The sequence below is a fragment of the Flavobacteriales bacterium genome (assembly GCA_016712535.1).
GTDB lineage: Bacteria > Bacteroidota > Bacteroidia > Flavobacteriales_F > PHOS-HE28 > PHOS-HE28.
In genome coordinates, this window is record JADJQW010000003.1 from 530317 (window position 1) to 549745 (window position 19429).

General features: G+C 62.1%; 17 protein-coding genes. 6 read left to right on the plus strand and 11 right to left on the minus strand.

Annotated features, from left to right (window positions below):
- Positions 1 to 40: 40 nt before the first annotated feature.
- From IPK70_12555 to IPK70_12570, 4 genes are read right to left on the minus strand one after another with little or no spacing between them, the layout of a single operon-like run.
- Positions 41 to 1297, minus strand: a complete 1257-nt coding sequence (locus tag IPK70_12555; GenBank protein MBK8227987.1) for an AMP-binding protein — start codon at positions 1295 to 1297, stop codon at positions 41 to 43.
- A complete protein-coding gene (locus IPK70_12560) occupies positions 1294 to 2994 on the minus strand; it encodes a peptidase C45 (GenBank protein MBK8227988.1) in 1701 nt (566 codons plus the stop codon). Before IPK70_12560 ends, IPK70_12555 begins: the two co-directional genes overlap by 4 nt.
- Positions 2995 to 2997: 3 nt before the next feature.
- On the minus strand, positions 2998 to 3549 hold the full coding sequence (locus tag IPK70_12565; GenBank protein MBK8227989.1) for a hypothetical protein: 552 nt from the start codon (positions 3547 to 3549) through the stop codon (positions 2998 to 3000).
- A 9-nt stretch (positions 3550 to 3558) separates the two neighbouring features.
- Positions 3559 to 4875 carry an MATE family efflux transporter gene (locus IPK70_12570; protein ID MBK8227990.1) on the minus strand — a complete coding sequence of 439 codons (1317 nt, stop codon included), beginning with the start codon at positions 4873 to 4875 and terminating at the stop codon, positions 3559 to 3561.
- A gap of 103 nt (positions 4876 to 4978) precedes the next feature.
- Between IPK70_12570 and IPK70_12575 the strand changes: the two genes are divergently transcribed.
- From IPK70_12575 to IPK70_12600, 6 genes are all read left to right on the plus strand, one after another.
- Positions 4979 to 5974: a toxin-antitoxin system YwqK family antitoxin gene (locus IPK70_12575; GenBank protein ID MBK8227991.1), complete on the plus strand. Its 996-nt coding sequence runs from the start codon at positions 4979 to 4981 to the stop codon at positions 5972 to 5974.
- A 97-nt stretch (positions 5975 to 6071) separates the two neighbouring features.
- The gene (gene mnmA / locus IPK70_12580) at positions 6072 to 7166 is read left to right on the plus strand and encodes a tRNA 2-thiouridine(34) synthase MnmA (GenBank protein ID MBK8227992.1); all 1095 of its coding nucleotides are present in this window, start codon (positions 6072 to 6074) and stop codon (positions 7164 to 7166) included.
- A 3-nt stretch (positions 7167 to 7169) separates the two neighbouring features.
- Complete coding sequence (locus tag IPK70_12585) at positions 7170 to 7841, plus strand: hypothetical protein (GenBank protein MBK8227993.1); 672 nt, start codon at positions 7170 to 7172, stop codon at positions 7839 to 7841.
- Position 7842: 1 nt separating this feature from the next.
- Positions 7843 to 9492 (plus strand): S8 family serine peptidase, encoded by a 1650-nt coding sequence (locus IPK70_12590; GenBank protein MBK8227994.1) that lies wholly within the window; start codon positions 7843 to 7845, stop codon positions 9490 to 9492.
- Positions 9493 to 9536: 44 nt separating this feature from the next.
- The gene (locus IPK70_12595) at positions 9537 to 10091 is read left to right on the plus strand and encodes a leucyl/phenylalanyl-tRNA--protein transferase (protein ID MBK8227995.1); all 555 of its coding nucleotides are present in this window, start codon (positions 9537 to 9539) and stop codon (positions 10089 to 10091) included.
- Positions 10061 to 10495, plus strand: coding sequence for a DUF2141 domain-containing protein (locus IPK70_12600; protein MBK8227996.1), 435 nt, complete (start codon positions 10061 to 10063; stop codon positions 10493 to 10495). The genes IPK70_12595 and IPK70_12600 overlap by 31 nt, the downstream gene beginning before the upstream one ends.
- A gap of 7 nt (positions 10496 to 10502) precedes the next feature.
- On the opposite strand, the gene IPK70_12605 is transcribed toward IPK70_12600, so the two are convergent.
- From IPK70_12605 to IPK70_12635, 7 genes are all read right to left on the minus strand, one after another.
- The gene (locus IPK70_12605; GenBank protein MBK8227997.1) at positions 10503 to 11150 is read right to left on the minus strand and encodes a phosphatase; all 648 of its coding nucleotides are present in this window, start codon (positions 11148 to 11150) and stop codon (positions 10503 to 10505) included.
- A 52-nt stretch (positions 11151 to 11202) separates the two neighbouring features.
- Complete coding sequence (locus IPK70_12610; protein MBK8227998.1) at positions 11203 to 12225, minus strand: CBS domain-containing protein; 1023 nt, start codon at positions 12223 to 12225, stop codon at positions 11203 to 11205.
- A gap of 68 nt (positions 12226 to 12293) precedes the next feature.
- Positions 12294 to 13148, minus strand: coding sequence for a 3-deoxy-8-phosphooctulonate synthase (kdsA, locus tag IPK70_12615; GenBank protein MBK8227999.1), 855 nt, complete (start codon positions 13146 to 13148; stop codon positions 12294 to 12296).
- A gap of 136 nt (positions 13149 to 13284) precedes the next feature.
- Positions 13285 to 15447, minus strand: a complete 2163-nt coding sequence (locus IPK70_12620; protein MBK8228000.1) for a T9SS type A sorting domain-containing protein — start codon at positions 15445 to 15447, stop codon at positions 13285 to 13287.
- A gap of 158 nt (positions 15448 to 15605) precedes the next feature.
- Positions 15606 to 16211, minus strand: coding sequence for a fumarylacetoacetate hydrolase family protein (locus tag IPK70_12625; protein MBK8228001.1), 606 nt, complete (start codon positions 16209 to 16211; stop codon positions 15606 to 15608).
- 117 nt (positions 16212 to 16328) lie between these two features.
- The gene (locus IPK70_12630) at positions 16329 to 17102 is read right to left on the minus strand and encodes a 3'-5' exonuclease (GenBank protein MBK8228002.1); all 774 of its coding nucleotides are present in this window, start codon (positions 17100 to 17102) and stop codon (positions 16329 to 16331) included.
- A gap of 71 nt (positions 17103 to 17173) precedes the next feature.
- Positions 17174 to 19399, minus strand: coding sequence for a PD40 domain-containing protein (locus IPK70_12635; protein ID MBK8228003.1), 2226 nt, complete (start codon positions 19397 to 19399; stop codon positions 17174 to 17176).
- Positions 19400 to 19429: the final 30 nt, after the last annotated feature.

The following is a 19429-nucleotide window of genomic DNA, read 5'->3' on the forward strand; positions in this document are numbered from 1 at the left end:
GGGGACAATGGACTCGGCCGTTGCAAGTGCATAAGTAGCGCTATGCCTTCGATCGATCGATGACGATCATCGGTTTCCGTTGCCGCGGGTCATGGATCAGCTTGTCGAGCTCCGAACGACTGATGGCTTCCACCGCTGGGCGCACCCGAAGCCGGCCGGCCAGCCGGTCACCGAGGTCTTGCAGCGCGGAGGCGGGGGCTGCGGCCAGCACGCGCAGCGCATCACCGCCGTGCTCATCGCGCTCGCGCACCACGGCGAATCCTTCGATTTCGGATTCGGCATTGAGCGCATCGATCACCTGTTGCGGCCAGAGGGTGGTGCCCTTCACCTTCATGCGATGCTCCTTTCGGCCAAGCACCGGCCCTAGCAGAACGGCTTGGTGGCCTGAGGCATCGGTGCCCATGCGCCATGCGCAGACATCGCCGGTGCGGAAGCGGAGCAGTGGCATGGCTTCCACGCCGAATGGCGTGGCCACTGCTTCACCGGCTTCGCCTTCAGGCACGGGCCTGCCTTCATCATCCACCACTTCGATGTGCATGAGGCCGGGAGGCACCACATGGCCGGCGCAGGGCTCGCGCTCGGTGCAGGCCGTGGCCATCTCGGTGCTGGCGTAAGTGCCGTGCAAGGACCATCCGGAAAGCCCCATGATGCGCTGCGCAAGCAGGTTGGGCGCGCTGAAGCCCGAGGCGATGGGCTCCCCGATGCAAATGGCGCGCGTGATGCCGGTCTGTTCTGCGCGCAGCCCGCGCTTCTCCCATTCGCGCAGCATGCGCAAGAGGAAAGAAGGCACACCGATGAGCGTGGTGGTCCCGCATTCGATCGCCGTCTCCCACTGGCCCTCCGCATTGCCGGGGCCACTGCGCACCGCGCCAGCGCCAATCGCCCGAAGCCCTAGCCAGTATGCCAGCCCGGCCATGAAGCGCTTATCGAGCGTGGTGGTGATCTGCACGGTGTCGGCTGCGGTGATGCCGGCCATGGAAAGCGATAGGCGCTCATTGGCGCCCAAGCGATCCACATCGGCGGCGCTCAGGGCGAAGGGCACTGGCCTGCCCGTGGTCCCGCTGGTGAACACATGCTCGGCGATCTCCGATCGCGGCACGCTGAGGAAGCGCCGATGATGCTCGCTCAATTCCTGTTTGGTGGTGAAAGGGAGGCGCGTGAAGTCGTCGGCGGTGCGCACGCTTCCGGCCGCGGCGAGCCGTTCGCGGTACCATGGCGAGCGCGCGCGCAGGTCCTCCGCATGCGCCAGGAGGCGTTCGAGGGATTGCGCGGCGAAGGAAGGGTGCAGGTCGCTCATGGCTCAGCGGCGGCCAAGGTGCAAGCGCGCAAGCGTTCCTCCAAGCGTTCGCGTTCTTTCTCCGATGCCACGGGCAGGCGCAGCGCAGCGCTGTACCGCTCCGCTGCCAGGGCGTTCTCCTCGCGGGCGCGATGCAGATCGCCCAGTGCCATGTGCGTGATGTAACTGTCGGGCGCTGCCGCTATGAAGCGATCCAATTCCTGGGGCGAGAGGCTGATGGGCGCTCCTGCAAGCGCGCTGCTTGCGATCCGCGTGCGCTGGTGCTGCCACCACTGGTGCTCGGAGAATCGAGTGGTGAAAAGGAACGGGTCGGGACCGATGGTCCGAACGGTATCACGGGTGATGGTGAGCCCTTTTCCCGAAGCGCAACGCGCGAACACATCACGGAGGTCGTAGCAGGCGAAGGCGCCCAGTTGATAGGGCCATGCGCTCACGTAGAGGCGGCGGTCGGCGGGCTGCATGATCACCGCATGGTGCGCGATGAGCTGGTTGATCGCCGCCGGGTTGCCCATGCCCAGTTCAGCGCCGTCAAGCCCCTTGCGCTCGCGCAGGATCGCTGCTGCATTGCCGGGGTCGAGCCTGCCTGCAGAATCCACGAGCTGCTGCATGCGCCTGTAGCGCGCCATGCTGTCGCTCTCGCGGATGTTGGCTTGGTTGGGCGCACTGTCCTTGAATCGATCGCTCTGGTAGTGGTTGGCGCAAATGAGCAGGTCCGTGCCGGGATCGTGCACGTCCATGCCATCCGGTGCCTTCTCGATGATCACGGCGCGGCCGTCGCGCGCGCTGGCCACCAGGATGCTCTCACTCACGAACACTTCATGCTTCGCGGTGATGGCGATGGCCTCATCGATGGTGGCGGCATGCTGCACGATGGCCCGCGCAAGCAGAGCGATGGGCGTGCGTGCGCCATAGGGCAGTTCGCTGCGCGCCGCGTTGATGGTGACGGTGAGGCCCTCAAGGTTCATGGCCGAAGCGGCCCCCATGAAGCCGCCCCAGCTCACCAGTACGTGCGGGATCCCTTCATCGGGCCTGATGAAGAGGATGAGCTTCTCCCGGGCGAAGTCGTCGCCCATCCAGAAGTCGAAGTTGCGGCCGATGATCAGCTGGCCATCTGCCGATCGCTCTCCCTTCGCTGCGAATGAGGTGCAGCCCACCATGGCAAGGTCGGAGAGCGCATGGCCGATGTCGTGCGCCGCGTGGTAGTTGAGGGCGCGCATGTACTTCGGCCCCACGAAGTCGTACGCATCGGCGAAGGATCGGCTCACGCCGTAGATCTCGCGCAGGTACTCATGCGGCACATGCTCGTCGAGGTCGCGGTTGTACCAGGCGGTGAAGTACTTCAGGTAGTCGAGCCGCACGGCTCCCGGCACCATCTCCCGCAAGCGTCCAACGAAGATCCGCTCCTGCCGTTCGATGAGCTCACCGGCCAGCGCGCCCAAAGCGAGGCCGCGCTCCAGGTCCCCGCCTTCGATATAGGCCTCGTACAGGCCAAGGCTATCGCGACCGAGCCAGTTGCGGCCCACGTGCCAGCGCCCATCGGGCCCAAGGCTTCGCGCAGGCACTTGATCCGCCTCGCCGTCGGCCAAAGGGGCCGATACATGCACTTCGATGACGAACCAGATGGCTCCGAGCGCCAGCAGCGCGACCACGACGAGCGCGATGTTGCGGAGGCGGCGGAGCACGCGGTGGGCGGGCATGCTTCAGAATCCGATGCCGATTCCACCACCGAGGATGGGCCCGCGCCAAAGACGGTAACGGCTGTTGGGGTCCTGGAGCACTTCGTAGAGCAGTTGCACGTACAGCGAGCTGCCCCTGCTGATGCGCTGCATGTAGCCGCCACCAACGAGCAGGTGCGGCACCCAGGTGTTCACGAATCCGCGATCGGTGGGGCTCCACACCGGCACGCGCAGGTGCAGGAATTCAGCGTGCAGGAACACCGGCGGGATCACCCGGAAGCGGTTGAAGGCACGGTAACCGAGGCCCGTTTCACGGAACTGGTAGCCCGGCGTATTGTCCCGGAAATGCCAGTAGCTGCCGCCCAATCCGATGGAGTAGCGGCCTTTCTGGTCAACCTTGTAGCCGACCACGGGGTCGATCTGCACCGCCGTGATGGTCCCGAAGCCGACATTCAACCCACCGCCGAACCAGATGCGGTCGCGCCAGCTTTGCGGTGGATCGTCCCAATCACCGAAGTCCTGAGCTGCGGCATTCACGGCGGCCAGGAGCAGCATCGCGAGAATCGGGCTTCGCATGGGACGAAGTTAGGCGGGTCGGTGGTGCTTCTCGAAGTGCAGTGCGAGCAGCAGGCCGCGCACGGCCATCCACAGGAGGAAGGCGGTCCACACCGCGAAGAGCTTGGCGTTGAGCAGGTGCATGCCCCAGGCCACCGGGATGAAGACGCCGAACGCTGAGATCATCAGCACGTTGCGCAGGATCTTGCCGTTGCCGAGGCCCTTGTACACGCCATCGAAGGCGAAGGCCACTGCATTGATCGGCTGCGTGATCACCACCATCCAGAACACGGCGTAGAGCAGGTCGAGCACGCGCACATCCTGCGTGAACAGTTGGCCGATGCTCCGGTAGCCGACGAGGTAGACCAGCGCCAGCACCGCTCCGATCAGCACGCTCATGCGCACCACCTGCCAGCTCACGCGATGCAGCTCACGATGGTTCCTCTCGCCATTGAGCCTGCCGACCAGCACGCTGCCGGCCGCCGCATAGCCGTCGATGAAGAAGGCGCTGAAGAGCCAGATCTGCATGGCGATGCTGTGCGCGCCGATGTATGCCTCGCCGTAGCCCGTTGCATAGCGGTTGCCGAGGTAATAGCAGGTGTTGAGCGCGATCGTCCGTGCGAAGAGATTCGTGCTGAGCAGCCAGAGGCCCTTCAGCTCCGGATGATGCCAGCTCTTGGGAATGATGCTGAACGGCGTGCGGGTCTGCATGATCCACACGGCGATGCCGAACATCACGACCTGCGCGAACAGGCTGGCCCATGCGCTGCCAGCGATCCCCATCCCTGCAATCGGTCCCCATCCGAATATCAGCAGCGGATTCAGCGCGCCGTTCACCGCCGCGCCGATGATGCTGATCCACATGCCCCAGCTCAGGTTCTGGATCCCGCGGAATGCGCCTGTGAGGGCGAAGGTGGCCAGCACGATCGGATGGCCATAGCTGCGGATGCGGTAGTACTCGACCGCCTTCTCAAGGATCTCGCCCTCGGCGTTGTAGAGCCGGAAGATGGGCTCCGCGAAGGCCGTGGTGATGGCGAAGAAGAGGAAGCCCAGCGCGAAGTTCATCCAGATCGCGATGGGCACCAGTCCCGTGATGGCGTCCAAGCGGCCCTCGCCGAAGTAGCGCGCCACCACGGCGAGCACGGCGCTGCGCGTCTGCGCCAGCACCCACACCACCAGCAGGAAGAAGCTGCTCGCGATGCCCACCGCAGCCAGGTCGGCCGTCCCCAATCGCCCCACGAAGGCCGTATCGACCAAGGAGATCACCGGCTCCGCGATGCCGCTGATGATCGCCGGGACCGCCAGCCGATCGATGTCCTTCCGTGAAATGGGGGCGCGCGCGCTCAAGGCGGCGCAAAGATGATCCCGCCCCGCCTGCTGTTCGGCGATGGTGCTGATGGCCTTGTCTTTGCCCCTCGATGGGCCTGCACCCCTCAACTACTTTCGCGCCGTGCGAACCCGTGCCTTCCTCATTCTTGCGTGCGTCCTGGCGGTGCTCTCCTCGGCCGCCCAGCCAACCCCCAACACCACCGATTCCAAAGGCCGCAAACAGGGCGCATGGAGCAAAGCCTGGCCCAATGGTCAGTTGCGCTACAAGGGCCGGTTCATCGACGATAAGCCTACGGGCGAGTTCAAGCACTATGATGAGAAGGGGCGCCTGACCACCACGCAGCACCACGCCGGCGATGCGCGCACGAGCCGTGCAGAGCACTACCATATCAACGGTGCGGTGATGGCCCGCGGCAAGTACATCGGGCAGCAGAAGGACAGCACTTGGAACTACTACGCCGAGGATGGCGGCTTGCGCAAGGTGGAGCGCTACGTGGACAGCAAGCTCCATGGCGAGCAACTCACCTATTACCCCGATGGGCAGGTGGCCGAGCGCGAGGAGCGCGTGAACGGTGAGCTGCACGGTCCGAGCAAGAGCTGGTTCGCCAATGGCAAGCTGAAGAGCGAAGCCACCTACGTGAACAGGGAAGCCGAAGGACGCATGACCTTCTACCATCCGAATGGCAAGAAAGAGATCGAGGGCGATGTCGTGAACGGCGTCCGCGATGGGACCTGGTACTACTTCAATGCTGATGGATCGTTGCAGTTGCAAGCGCTCTATGCCAAAGGCGAGTTGGTGAAGGAGCGCAAGGAGAACGGCACCTTCACCGAGCACTTCGACGATGAACGCCCCAAGAGCGAGCACACCTACAAGAAGGGCAAGCGCGAGGGCAGATTCACCGAGTGGCACGACAACGGGAAGTGGGTGGTGAAGGCCGCCAAGCCCGATGAATCGATGGGGCTGCCGTCCGACCTTGAGCGCGTGCTCGAAGGACAGACCAAGAAGCGAGAGGGCACCTACGTGAATGACCTGCTCGAGGGCGAGGTGACCGAGTATGACGAGAAAGGCAAGCCGGTGCGGAAGGTGATGTACAAGGCAGGAGTGGAGCAGAAGTAAGCTTGAGAAGTGAAGGCCGAAAGCGGCGGCTTCGCTCCGCTCAGGTGACGGAGGAGGCATGAAGAGCGAAAGCTGAAAGAGGCATCTAGGAACGAGCATGAGCAAGCACGGACGTATACTGGTGGCCATGAGCGGCGGAGTGGACAGCTCCGTGGCAGCGCTGATGCTGCATGATGAGGGCTACGAGGTGATCGGCGTCACCATGAAGACCTGGGACTACGCCGATGCCAGCGGCGGCAAGCGGATCACGGGCTGCTGCGACCTCGATAGCATCAACGATGCGCGCAACATGGCGGTGAGCCGCGGCTTCCACCACATGATCATCGACATCCGCGAGGAGTTCGGCGAAGCCATCATCGGCAACTTCACGCGAGAGTACATGGCCGGCCGCACGCCGAATCCCTGCGTGCTCTGCAACACCTTCATCAAATGGGAGGCCCTGCTCAAGCGCGCCGACATGATGGAGTGCGAGCTGATCGCCACCGGGCACTACGCGCGATCGCTCCAGCACGCCGATGGCCGTTGGGCCGTGCGAAAAGGCCTCGATGAGACCAAGGACCAGAGCTACGTGCTATGGGGGCTGGAGCAGAAGAACCTCGCCCGCACGCGCTTCCCCATCGGCCACTTCCGCAAGAGCGCCATCCGCCAGATGGCCATGGACAGCGGATTCCCCGAGTTGGCGCAGAAGAGCGAGAGCTACGAGATCTGCTTCATCCCCGACAACGATTACCGGGGCTTCCTCAAGCGCAAGGAGCCCGAGGCCACCGCCAAACTGGCCCAGGGGAAGCTCGTGAGCACCAGTGGTGAAGCTCTCGGCGAGCACGATGGCTATCCTTTCTTCACCATCGGCCAGCGCAAGGGCTTGGGCATCGCCACCGGCGAACCGATGTACGTTACCGATATCCGGCCAGAGTCCAATACCGTGGTGCTGGGACGCAAGAGCGACCTGGACCGGACCAGCATGTGGGTGCGCAAGCCGAACTTCCAGCGGGCGGAGGCGTTGGTAGGGGAGATGGAGGCCACCGTGAAGATCAGGTACAAGGACAAGGGCACCCCCGCAACGCTGAAGATGGATGGCGATCGGGTCCATGTCGAATTCCATGCACCTGTTGCAGGCATCGCACCCGGGCAGAGCGCCGTCTTCTACATTGGCGATGATGTGCTCGGCGGCGGGTTCATCGATAGGCCATAGACCATGAGACCGACCCGGCTCCTACTCACGATCGTCCTTGGTGCTGGCCTTCTCGCATCCTGCAGGAAGGAGGAGGCCCAAGCGCCTGACCTGGGTCAGGGCTACTTCCCTCGCAAGGTGGGTGCGTGGATCGAGTACCAGGTGGACAGCGCCTGGCGCGATGATCCGGTTCCGAACATCGGCTCGGTGAGCTACCGGTTGAAGGAGAAGGTGGTGGAGGAGTACACCGACCCGGCCGGTCGAACGGCTTGGCGCATCCATCGCATGGTGCTCGATGCCGACAGCAATTGGGTGGTGCGCGATGTGTGGACCAGCACCATGGACAACATCGCGGCCGAAGTGACTGAAGAGAACCTCCGCAGGCAGAAGCTCAGCTTTCCCGTGCGAGATGGCCGGCGTTGGGATGTGAACGTGTACAATGTGGAAGGCGAGCTGGAAGTGGCCTTCAGGGAGGTTGGGCAAGCGTGGTCAGGTGGCGGACTCAGCCACGCCAATACGGTGCTCGTGAAGAACACCGTGCCCGCGAACCTGATCGGCACCAATAACTACGAGGAGCGCTGGGCCAAGGACCTCGGCATGGTGAGCGCCTATCGTGAGTTCAAGAACCAACAAGCCGCGGGCTGTCTCGAATGCTGGCGTCTGGACATGGTCGCCGTGGCTCATGGAATTGAATAGCATGAGGAACCTGATCGCCTTTCTGCTTTCGTCGTTCGTGATCAGCATCTCGGCGCAGACCGGCCCCGATACCTATTGGGTGCAGTTCACCGACAAGGATGCGACTCCGTTCACCGTTGGTGAGCCGCAGGAATTCCTATCCGCGAGATCCATCATGCGCAGGCAGGACCAGGGCATCGCCATCGGCCCGAGTGATCTGCCCGTGGCCCCGGCATACATCAGCGCCGTGCTCGCCACCGGCGAAGTTCAGCTGATCAATCGCAGCAAGTGGTTCAACGCCGTCACGATCCGAACGTCGGATATCGATGCGCTCGATGCCATCGGACAGCTGCCCTTCGTGAGCAGTATCCGGACCACCCGTCGCCTCTTCCTTCCCCCGCAACCTCTGGAGAAATTCACCCTGGAGGCGCCGCCGCCCATGGTTTCGCGCGGCGGACAGCCCGAGGATTACGGCTGGTCGTGGACGCAGATCAGCATGCTCAACGGCCACGAGCTTCATGCTCTCGATGCCAAGGGCCAGGGCATGCTCATCGGCGTGCTCGATTCCGGCTTCGAGGACACCGATTCGCTGGCCGCCTTCGCCGACCTGCGCGCGCGCGAGGGCATCGTCCTCACCCGCGACATGGTGAATCATGACGGCGATGTGTACGACGATCATTGGCACGGCCGCAGCGTGCTCTCGTGCATGACCGGCGTCCTCCCCGGCTACCTGCAAGGCACAGCGCCGCTCGCCGATTACGCTTTGGTGCGCACTGAGGAGGTCGCATTCGAGATGCCCGTTGAAGAGGATAATTGGATCGCTGGCGCGGAACTCCTCGACAGCCTTGGATGCGATGTGCTCAACACCTCACTCGGCTACACCACATACGACGATTCGCTGCTGAGCCACACCTACCCGGAACTCGATGGCGCCACCACGCGCATCAGCATCGCAGCAGGGATGGCCGCGCAGAAGGGCATGATCCCGGTGCAGAGCGCGGGCAACAACGGCTGGAGCGCCTGGCACCATATCAGCGCGCCGGCCGATGCCTTCGACATCCTCGCGGTGGGCGCGGTGGGCGAGAACGAGTTGCATGCGGGGTTCAGCGCATTCGGCCCCAGTGCCGATGGCCGCGTGAAGCCCGATGTGATGGCCATGGGCGCCGGGGCCATCGGGCTCCGGCTGGAGGGCGATAGCGTGGCCGCGATCAATGGCACTTCCTTCAGCTCGCCGATCCTCGCCGGACTCGTGGCCTGCCTCTGGCAATTGCATCCGCAGCGCACCGCGCACGATGTCATGGACGCCGTGAGGCGCAGCGCCCACCTGTACCTCACGCCCAACGACAGCATGGGCTACGGCATCCCGGACTTCATGCAGGCGCATGCATGGCTCACGCTCACCACAACTGTGTCGGAGAGCGAATTCGCATCAGGGTCGTTGGCCTATCCCGTCCCCTTCGAGGACCAGCTCGCACTCGTTGTACCGGGCATGGCCGATGGCATCGCGACGCTGCGCATCCTCGATGCTTCCGGCCGGTCGTCCGTTCAGCGGGGCGCGATGGTGGTCAACGGAACCCTGCATGTTGGATCATTGGAGGCACTGCCGCCCGGCCTTTGGTTCTTCCAGGTCAGCGTGAACGGTGCTACGCGGACGGTCCGCGCTGTGAAGTGATGGTTGATGCTGAATCCAGCCTTCTTCTTTCTGCCGATGTGCTCATGCAGCTGTATCAGCGCAGCCGGTTCCCGATGGTTGAAGATGGTGGGGTGATCCACATCCATCGGCCTTTGCGCAGAGCGGTGTTCGACCTCACGAGCTTGAAGCCCGACCATACGACCGCACGCCACCTGCGCACCGGTCGCTTCACCATCACGTTGAATAGCTGCTTCGAGGAAGTGATGCGCCGCTGCGCCGATCGAGCCGAGACCTGGATCGATGATCGTATGATCGCCGCCTACACCGAACTTCATCGACGAGGCCATGCGCATTCAGTGGAGGCTTGGCGCCAAGGGAGTCTTGTCGGTGGCATCTATGGCGTGGCGCTGGGCGCGTCCTTCTTCGGTGAGAGCCTCTTCGGCACGAACAATGCCGGGAAAGCGGCGTTCTACGCGCTGGCGGAACGGCTCAATTCCGCTGGTTTCATGCTCTTCGATTCGCAGTACATCAATCCCTTCACCCGCTCCTTGGGCGCATTCGAGATCAGCGCTGACGAGTTCGACCGCCGATTGAAGGATGCCCTATCATGCAACGCGCGATTCCCATGCGAACCCTGACCTTCCTCACCGGCCTTCTCATCGCATTCCTCGCACAAGCGCAGGCGTCGCTCACCATCGACATTGCCCTGAGCAGACCCGATGCGGGCGGCAAATTGCTGGTGGCCGTTTGCCCGAGCGAAGAAGCGTACACGACCGAGAAGGGCTGCATGACCAAGGAGGCGTCTGCCAATGGGGCGAAAGCGCGAGTCGTTTACCTGAGCATGCCTCCTGGAATGCATGCCATCAAGGTCTTCCACGATGTGAACGGCAACGGTGCGCTCGACACGAATGCGATCGGCATCCCCAATGAGCCCTATGGCTTCGGCAACGATGCGCGCGGCCGCTTCGGCCCCCCCTCGTTCGAGGAAGCAGCGGTGACCGTCGGGCATGTGCCCGTAGTGACCTCAGTGAAGCTGAAGTAGGGGAGGGCTAGCGTGCATTGCGCACCGCATCAGGCTGCACGGCCTGCCGTTCGCTCAGGTAGCGCTGGTAGGTCCCTGAATATGCCGTGCGATGCTGAATCACTTCCGCGCCGTTGCCCAACAAGGCGATAATGGAGTCGGTGGCCTCGCGCAGACCGTTCGCGCCGCCGCTGTTCGCTGTTACGACGTCCACCTCGCCACGCTTCATGGCCTGCTCTGCGAGCCAGGCCGTCACGGGGCTTCCGATCATCACGCGCAATCCGCAGCGGGCGGCCACGGGCAGGTCCAGCACATCGTCGAAGAAGAAGGCCACCTCATCGGATTCTAGCCCGTGCTTCGCGAGGAAGGCATCGAAGGCCTCGGGCTTGTTGGTGAAGCCCATGTACACGCCGTGCAGCCGCTCGCGCTGGGCGAAGCGCTCCGCATACGGGTTGTGCTGGCCGGTGATCACCGCGGCTTTCGGCAATGAGCCGTTGCGCAGCCACAGGGCGAAGCGCAGCAGGTTCACGCCCATGCTGCCCACCTCGCTGAAGGGGCTGCCGCCCTCGGCATCCTTGAAGCCGTCGTTGAAGACTCCGTCCCAATCGAAGAGCACGGCCTTGGTGCGGGCCAGGCGGCGCAGGAGCTCGGGCTCATCGTGAATGTAGCGTGGCATGATTCACTTCGTTGAGGTGCATTCACCCCCCGATCCGATCAACCTTCAAGCCTCAACCGGCAATGGCCTTCATCAGGTCCTGGATGTCGAGCATGCCGAGCTGCTTGCCGTTCTCGCTCACGCTCAGCGTGTCCACCTTGTGCTCCTTGAAGGCTTTCTGGGCCTCATCGAGCAGGGCTTCCGGGCTGATGGTGAAGGGCGCGTTGAACTTCAGCGTGCTCAGCTTCTTCGCGAGGAACTTGTTGCCCTCCTTCTCGATGCCGCGGCGCAGGCCACCGTCGGTGAAAACGCCTACGTTCTTGCCCTTGCCGTCAACCACCATCACCGCACCGAAGCCGTGCTTGGTCATCTCCACGAGGGCCTCGCTCACGGTGGCGCTGTCCTTCACGATGGGATTGCTGCGCGAGAGCACGTCCTTCACCTTCATGGTGATCAGGCGCGTGTCCACGTAGAACTGCTTGGTGCCGATGGCCGTGAAGTGGTTGTCAGTGAGCTGCTTCATCAGCTTCCAGGGCACGGTGATCGTGTGAACGCCCAGTTCCACGGCGTTGCGCACATGCTCCACGGTACGCACGCTGCTGAACATGATCTTGGTGTCGTAGCCGTAGTAGTTCACGGCGCGCACGCATTGCTCCACGAGTGCGAGGGCATCGTGGCCTTGATCCTGCAAGCGGCCCACGAGCGGGCACACGAAGGTGGCCCCGGCCTGCATGGCCATGTAGGCCTGCTGGATGGTGTACACCAGGTGCACGTTCACCATGATGCCCTTGTTGCGGAGCATCTTGCACGCCCGCAGGCCTTCGAGGCTCACGGGGATCTTGAAGACGGTGGTGTCCTTCTTCAGGCCCATCTTCAACTGGCGCTCCGCTTCCTTCACCACCTCCTCGGCGGTCTCGCCAAGGGCCTCCACCTGCAGGATGGGCACCTTCTTGGCGAGGTCGAGGATCATCTTGTCGATGTTCGTGACACCGCCACGGTGCATGAACGTTGGCGTGGTGGTGAGGCCGGTGAGGAAGCCAAGCTTGAAGGCTTCGTCGATCTCCTTGATGTCGGCGCTGTCGAGGTAAAGTTCCATGTTGGGTTGATTGGCCGCAGAGGCGCAGAGGCGCGGAGAATGCGGTTGGTTGGTTCGTGTTGGCTTTCTCAGCGACTCTGCGTCTCTGCGGCTAACTGCCGGTGCTTCACCTCCACGGCGTGGAGATCGAGCAGGGGCTTGATGAATTCCTCCAGGTCGTACACGCAGAGCTGGCTGGCAGCGTCGCACTTGGCGGTGCTCGGGTCCGGGTGGGTCTCGATGAAGACGCCATCCACCCCTGCGGCCACACCGGCGCGGGCGATCGTGGGCATTACGTCGCGGTTGCCGCCGCGGGGATCGGCGCTGGGGATGCCGTACTTGCGGATGCTGTGCGTGATGTCGAAGACCAGCGGGTAGCCCGTCCTCCGCATGTGGTAGAAGGCGCGCGGGTCCACCACCAGGTCGTTGTAGCCGAAGGTGTAGCCGCGCTCGGTGAGGATGATCCTGCTGTTGCCGACGCTCTCGCACTTCTTCGCCGGGTTGATCATGTTCTCCGGCGCGAGGAACTGCGCGTGCTTCAGATTGATCGCGGCACCGGTCTTCGCGGCTTCGGTCACCAAGGTGGTCTGCATCACCAGATAGGCAGGGATCTGGATCACATCCACCACTTCCGCAGCGGGCTTGGCCTGGCTGGGGTAGTGGATGTCCGTGAGGATCGGGAAGCCGAAGTCCTTCTTGATCCGGGCGAGCACCTTCAAGCCTTCCTCCAGGCCGGGGCCTTGGTAGAAATCGACGCTGCTGCGGTTGTCCTTCGTGAAGCTGCTCTTGAAGATGATGGGCACCTTCAGCCGCTCGCTCACCTCCTTGAGCTTCTCGGCGGTTCGCAGCATCACGTCCTCGGTCTCGATCACGCAAGGACCGCTGATGAGGAAGAGCTGGTCGGAGCCGCAGGCGATGTTGCCGACGTTGACGATCCGGGTCATGGGCGGCAAATGTACCCTTCGCTAGGCACTGACACCCTTAGCGTGAGACCAGCAAGTCAAGTGAGGATGAGGAACGGCCGCTGGCGATACTCTGGTTCACGTCGAGGTAAAGGCTGCATTATTCGGCCAAGGCGAATCATAGCTTCTGGAATTTGATCATCCGCGAGCTTAAATGGTCTGCAATCCTCAATAGATACGTGCCAGGGGCCAAGTGAAGGATATCAATGGGGCTCTGCGGATGCACAGCTCGTACCCATGGGCCCGTGACCATTCGACCCTGGAGATCAAGAATATCGAAACTCAAGAGCGGAATGGTCGAGGTCGGGCCTCTCACCGTGATTACATCGCCGCAGGGGTTGGGATAGACTGACCAGACGGGTGCAGAGTGCTCTTCTGGCACGGAAGTGCATTCTTGCACATAAACTCCGAGCACCGCTGGGGAGCCGAACCCGCAAGAATTCGATGCCATGACAGAGATGGACTGTTGGCCGCTCTGAATCCACGTTACAGGCAGCGAGCTAATCAGCGTTGTGATGGTTGAGAGGTTGGCTCCCGTTATCTGCCATTGATAGACGTAACCAGAGACCGAATTCGTTGAATAGGTTTCAGAGGTGAAGATGCACGGATCCACGTCTCCATTGGGCGCAAGCAAGGTTGGGGGATTCATCGTGCCTACCGAGAGCACCCGTTGCGGACTGTTTCCGCAATCGTTCATAGCAACGACGCGAAGCTGGCCGGACGAACTGCCTACCGTAAGCGTGATGGAGGAGGTGCTTGATGTGCCGGACCATGATGGATGAGGCAGGGTCCAGTTGTACCCTGAAGCCAACGGATCATCCGTCACGGAGAAGACCTGGGTGGACCCGGCGCAAGAGACCGCGTTCCCCGAAATCGCCGATGGTATAGCTGGCGCGCCGCTCGTTGTCGAAACAGGAAGCGATTGTGGGTCACTATTCACGCATCCATCGAATATCCGAACACTAACAGTGCCTCCGCTGCCATTGGTTGTTGCGACAATCGTTTCGGTACCGCTGCTGCCGGACCAAGCTGCCGGAAGGGTCCAGAGGTAGGCGATTGCACCACTAACCGGGGCTACGGAATACGTTGCAGTGCCGACCACAGGGCAGATACTCGCAGGGCCGGATATTGGCCCGGGTGAAAGTGTTGCACTGGCTAGCCCAATCTGAAGTGATGATGTCGGCCCAACACCGCAGGCGGTAATCGCTGCAACCGTGATCATTCCCCCGGTGTTCACGATGCCGACGCCGATTGATGTGGAATCAGAAGCGCCAGACCAATCCGCAGGCAGGGTCCATTGGTAGCTGGAGGCTCCAGGGACGGGGTCGATGGAATATTCGGCCATACCATTCAGGCAGAGCACGGTATCTCCGGTGATCGATCCAGGAGCAAGCGGAGCCGGAAGGACCTCAAAGTCTAGCACCGAGGCAGCGCTCGTGCCGCAGGCGTTACTGGCTGTGACCGTTAGTGTCCCATTGGTGGTGAGCCCGAAGGTTACCGATGTGGTCGCACCTGCCAAGAGGGTGCTTCCATTCAAGGTCCAGGCGTACGAACTGGCATCGGGCACCGCAGCAATCGTGAACGTGGTGGTAGCTCCCGCGCAAAGCAAAGGAGCAGAAGTGATCGGTCCTGGCGTGGCAGGTGTGTCAAGTACAGCGATGGCAAGCGTACGCGGACTGCTACTTCCACAGCTATTATTGGCCACAACGCTCAAGGTGCCGCTGCCGGGAGGTGTGAAGTCGATTGAAGTGCCGCTGCCGGGCAGGCTGCCCAGGCCGGTGAAGGACCATGTATAGCTCGTGGCCCCCGATACTGGAGAAATGCTGTAAGTGCTAGGCTCGGGGCCGCACATTGTAGCAAGGCCCGAGATTGCGCCGGGCTGCGGGATGGAGCCGATTCCAGCCTGCGTTATGGGGAAGCTCTCTACATCTTCCCAGTTCCCGTTCGTGATGCTGATCGTGCAGCTCCGGCTGGAGCACGAGGTATTCGCGGATCGGATGAATGTTACCGTGTTGCCTGTGCCTGGCTGGATCTCGATCCACTGGAAGCAATTGTTCGGGAACACCACGAAGGTGCATCCAGTAGGAACGCTTACCGTGAAAGATCCGCTCCCTGCAGAAGCGGAGTACGAGCCGGAACTAGGAGAGACCGAGTACCCCGAATCGCACTGCCCAAGGACCTGCGCGGCGCCGAGGCTCAAGCCTATGCCGAGCGCCATGCTCCGCACGGTCGGTGGAAGCAGCGCAAGTTGGTAGACCGGGTTCACGATCGCGTTTCGCATCGTTTCGGGGCGTTTTGATTTCGGGAAATCAAAATTAACGGCGGGATCCGGTGTTCACAAGAGCGCATGACCGCATCGGCTCAAGCGCACGAGAGGCAGCTAAAATCTGGATGCAGTCGAATGAACTGCGCGAAGCTACAGATGCCCGGCGAGGGGAATCAGTGAGCAGGCGCTGATACAATGAGGTTCAGGAGCAGTTCCCCTTGCATGTAGCCCTTGAGATGGTCCCCGACCATGAGCGGCCCAACCCCCGCAGGGGTGCCGGTGAAGAGCAGGTCGCCGTCCTCGATGCGCATGTACTTCTCCACGTACGTGATCAGCGTGTTCACATCGAAGATCATCTGGCTGCTGTGGCCGCTCTGAACCACCTGCCCGTTCTTCTTCAGCAGGAACTCGATATGGTGGCCGGCAGGGAACGACTCAACCGCTGTGAAGGAATCCGCTACGTATGCCGAGCCATCGAAAGCCTTCGCTTTCTCCCACGGGAGCCCTTTCGTTTTCAGCTCCTGCTGCAGGTCGCGTGCGGTGAGGTCGAGGCCGATGGTCACACGGTCGGCGACAGCTCTCCCGCCGCGCCGCGTGATGGCGAAGACCAATTCGATCTCGTGATGCACATCGTTGCTGAAGGATGGCAGCCTGATCGGGCCGCCCTGCGGGATCAGCGCGCTCTCCGGCTTGAGGAAGATCACCGGCTCATCGGGCACGGAATTGCCGAGCTCCTTGGCATGCTCACCATAGTTGCGGCCTATGCAGATGAGTTTCATGGGTGGTTGAAGAGGTTGAGGGTTGATGACGTTAGGGGTTGTGGCACAGGTTGGGGCTATCGAACAACCCTCCACCTGCCTCTTGAACAACCTTCAACCTGTCCAACCTGGATCGACTCAGGCATTCAGATCAGCAAGTGCGTTGCGCATCACGGCCAAGGTGCTGCCTGGCAGTTCGGCCTTGGTCATCAGCCATTGAAGGTAACCGGGATCGTTGCGGCCGATGTTCTCCAAGGTCCAGCCGTTGTACTTGCCGAAGGTGAGGCAGATGCTCCCGTTGTCATCGAACTTGAGCTTGCCTGCGGCATCGGGGCTGCGCTTGCGATCGCCGCTGAGCTCACCGAGGAAGTCCGTGGTGCCTTGCAGCTTGTCCGGGTAGCGCTCCAACTGCGCAAGCAGCACATCGGCGGTGGCCTCCACGTCGGCCAACGCATCATGCGCGCCTTCGTGCTCACGGCCGCAGTAGAATTTGAGCGCAGCGCTCAGGTTGCGCGGCTCCATCTGGTGATAGATGCGCTGCACATCCACGATGCGCAGGCTCGCGTGATCCCATTCCGCTCCGACACGGTACAGCTCTTCAGCGAGGAAGGGCACATCGAAGCGGAGGACGTTGAAGCCGGCGAGGTCGCATCCTTCGAGTTCCTTGAGGATCTCCTTCGCTACGGCGTCCAGCGTCGGTGCCAGTGCCACATCGAGGTCGGTGATGCCGTGCACGGCGGTGGCTTCGGCAGGGATCGGCATCTGCGGGTTCACGAGGGTCTGGTAGCTCGTGCGCGCGCCGTCAGGCATCAGGCGCACAATGCCCACCTGGACGATCCGGTCCTTTCCGATGCGTGTACCGGTGGTCTCCAGATCGAAGAAGGCAAGGGGGCGTTCGAGTTGAAGCGGCATGGCACGAAGGTGCAGGAAAGATGAGGCCCCGGGGTCTCCGGGGCCTCACGAGTTCTCCACAAGGCGCAGCGCTAGCGTGCCTTGAGCTTCACGAATTGGAACTTGCCGTATTTCTCCGTGTTCTGGTAATCGCCCTGGTAGCGAGGTCCCTGTACGAGGTGGTTCACGGCTTCGAGCATGAGCTTGTTCGGGTCGCTGCCGCGGGCCTGGACAGCCTCTACCAGTCGCTTGCGGGCATCTTCCATGCGCTGCTTGCTCAGGTTCTCGTTGGTGCCGAAGGTCTTGGTGGGCACTTTCGAGGCACTGCCATCGATCACGATGCGGGCCTCGCCTTTCTCGGCGATCAGCTTCACCACCACATCGATGAACTGCACCCAGCGCGCTTCGCTCTGGTCGATGTCCTTCACGTTGTACGCGTAGTACTTGGCGAATTCATCCGCATAGCTGGCATCGGGCGCCACATGCTTGCCGGTCTTCTCCTTCTCCTTCTCGGCGTCGGTCTTCGGACGTTCCTTGCCGGTTACCGGATCCTTGATCATCTCCGTGCCATCAGCAATGCCCTCTTTCGGCTTGACGGGTTCGCCCTTCTCCTTCTTGCCGGGAGGCGATCCCTTCGGCAGGTCCACGATGCTGGCAGGACCGCCAAGGGAGACCGGAGCGAGGTAGATCTCCTTGTTGATCTCCTGATAGGAGCTCTCGCACTCCACGAAGATGTCCTCCGTGTGCACCGTCTTGTCGTTCACGCGGTAATCGAGGTTGTATTCGCGGCAGGGCGGGAGGATCGCCACGTATACGCCATCGCGCTGGCGCGGCTTATAGGTCTTCACCTCGCCAGTGGTCTTGTCGGTCACGTAGAGGATGGTGCTCGGAGGCAATTCCTCGCCGGGTGCCGGGATGATGTACCCCTTGAGCACGGCCAACCCTTCGGATTCCATCTCGCTAGGCAGGTCCACGAAGTAGATGTCCTTCTCGCCGAATCCGCCGATCTGGTCGCTGCTGAAGTAGCCGCGGCGACCGTCAGCGGTGGTGATGAAGAAGACATCGTCATCGACGGTGTTCAGCGGGTAGCCCAGGTTCACCGGCGGGGTCCAGGTGCCGTCGTCCTGCTGTTCGGTCTGGAAGATGTCGAAGCCCCCCATGCTGTTGTGGCCGATGCTGCTGAAGTACATGGTGCGGCCGTTGGGATGGATGAACACGCCGTCTTCGTCGTAGGCGGTGTTCACCACGTTGCCCACGTTCTGGGCCTTGCTCCATTGGCCATTCGGCAGGCGCACCACGCGATAGATGTCGCGGCCGCCTTGCCCGCCCGGACGATTGCTGATGAAATAGAAGGTGTTGCCATCGGCCGTAAGGGCGCCATGCGTTTCCCAAGAGCGCGTGTTGATGTCGCTGCTCATGAGGACGGGGTCCGTCCACACCTCACCGACCAGCTTGCTCTCGTAGATATTGCCATCACCGCCATCATCGCGGTAGATGTAGAGCGTCTGTCCATCGGCGGCCACGTTCACGCTGGCCAGGTGACCTGCGCCGCTGGGGTTGATGTTGAGGAGTTCCGGGGTCTGCCAGTTGCCTTCGCGGTCCTTGTAGCTCACGTAGATGTTCTCATAGGGCATGCCCGCGATGGGATCCAGCACGCTCTTGTTCGAGCTATCGGGGCGCACCCGCCGAGAGGTGTAGAACAGGGCGTTGCCATCGACGGAAAGCACAGGGCTGAAATCGGGATGGTCGTTGTTGACCACGGGGCCCACATTGCTCACCTGGTACCCCAGCGGATTCTTGCGCAGTTCGCGGGCGTTCGCGGTCTGTTCCTTGCCACGCACGGCCAGCGGGCGGATGGCATGGCGCGCATCGACGCCGTCGAGGAACTTCTGGTAGAAGAGATCAGCCTTGTCGAAGTTCTCATTGAGGTGGTAGGCCCTGCCCAGGTAGTAGTCCACTTCCACTGGAGCGTTGGTCTCGCGAGGGTCGAAGGGGTCGTAGCCAGCGGTGTTGAAGCCGCCATAGTTCCCTCCCTTGCGCAGCGTGGATGCCTTCTCCAGGTATGGAAGCGCCTTCGCCTTCTGGTTGAAGGAGCTGAAATAGCTCAGGCCCAGCCGATAATTCAGGTTGGCATTATCCGGCTGCTCGGTCACAAGCTCCTTCCAGATCTCTGCGGCCTGGTTATAGAGCTTCTCCTCCATCAGCTTCGAGGCCTCCTCGAACTTCCAGTTGAAAGTGGTATTGCCTCCTTGGGCCATTGACACCGTTGAGAGCACGGAGAATGCGGCGGCGAGAAGACTGCGGTAGCGTGGGATCATCGGCTTGGCGCGTTCGGTTCTGGGGAATTG

Bases quoted from the DNA above. Each gene is read 5' to 3' on its own strand.
- IPK70_12555 (MBK8227987.1), bottom strand. From the start codon at position 1,297: ATGAGCGACCTGCACCCTTCCTTCGCCGCGCAATCCCTCGAACGCCTC.
- IPK70_12560 (MBK8227988.1), bottom strand. From the start codon at position 2,994: ATGCCCGCCCACCGCGTGCTCCGCCGCCTCCGCAACATCGCGCTCGTC.
- IPK70_12565 (MBK8227989.1), bottom strand. From the start codon at position 3,549: ATGCGAAGCCCGATTCTCGCGATGCTGCTCCTGGCCGCCGTGAATGCC.
- mnmA (MBK8227992.1), top strand. From the start codon at position 6,072: ATGAGCAAGCACGGACGTATACTGGTGGCCATGAGCGGCGGAGTGGAC.
- IPK70_12585 (MBK8227993.1), top strand. From the start codon at position 7,170: ATGAGACCGACCCGGCTCCTACTCACGATCGTCCTTGGTGCTGGCCTT.
- IPK70_12590 (MBK8227994.1), top strand. From the start codon at position 7,843: ATGAGGAACCTGATCGCCTTTCTGCTTTCGTCGTTCGTGATCAGCATC.
- IPK70_12595 (MBK8227995.1), top strand. From the start codon at position 9,537: ATGCAGCTGTATCAGCGCAGCCGGTTCCCGATGGTTGAAGATGGTGGG.
- IPK70_12600 (MBK8227996.1), top strand. From the start codon at position 10,061: ATGCAACGCGCGATTCCCATGCGAACCCTGACCTTCCTCACCGGCCTT.
- IPK70_12605 (MBK8227997.1), bottom strand. From the start codon at position 11,150: ATGCCACGCTACATTCACGATGAGCCCGAGCTCCTGCGCCGCCTGGCC.
- IPK70_12610 (MBK8227998.1), bottom strand. From the start codon at position 12,225: ATGGAACTTTACCTCGACAGCGCCGACATCAAGGAGATCGACGAAGCC.
- kdsA (MBK8227999.1), bottom strand. From the start codon at position 13,148: ATGACCCGGATCGTCAACGTCGGCAACATCGCCTGCGGCTCCGACCAG.
- IPK70_12620 (MBK8228000.1), bottom strand. From the start codon at position 15,447: ATGCGAAACGCGATCGTGAACCCGGTCTACCAACTTGCGCTGCTTCCA.
- IPK70_12625 (MBK8228001.1), bottom strand. From the start codon at position 16,211: ATGAAACTCATCTGCATAGGCCGCAACTATGGTGAGCATGCCAAGGAG.
- IPK70_12630 (MBK8228002.1), bottom strand. From the start codon at position 17,102: ATGCCGCTTCAACTCGAACGCCCCCTTGCCTTCTTCGATCTGGAGACC.
- IPK70_12635 (MBK8228003.1), bottom strand. From the start codon at position 19,399: ATGATCCCACGCTACCGCAGTCTTCTCGCCGCCGCATTCTCCGTGCTC.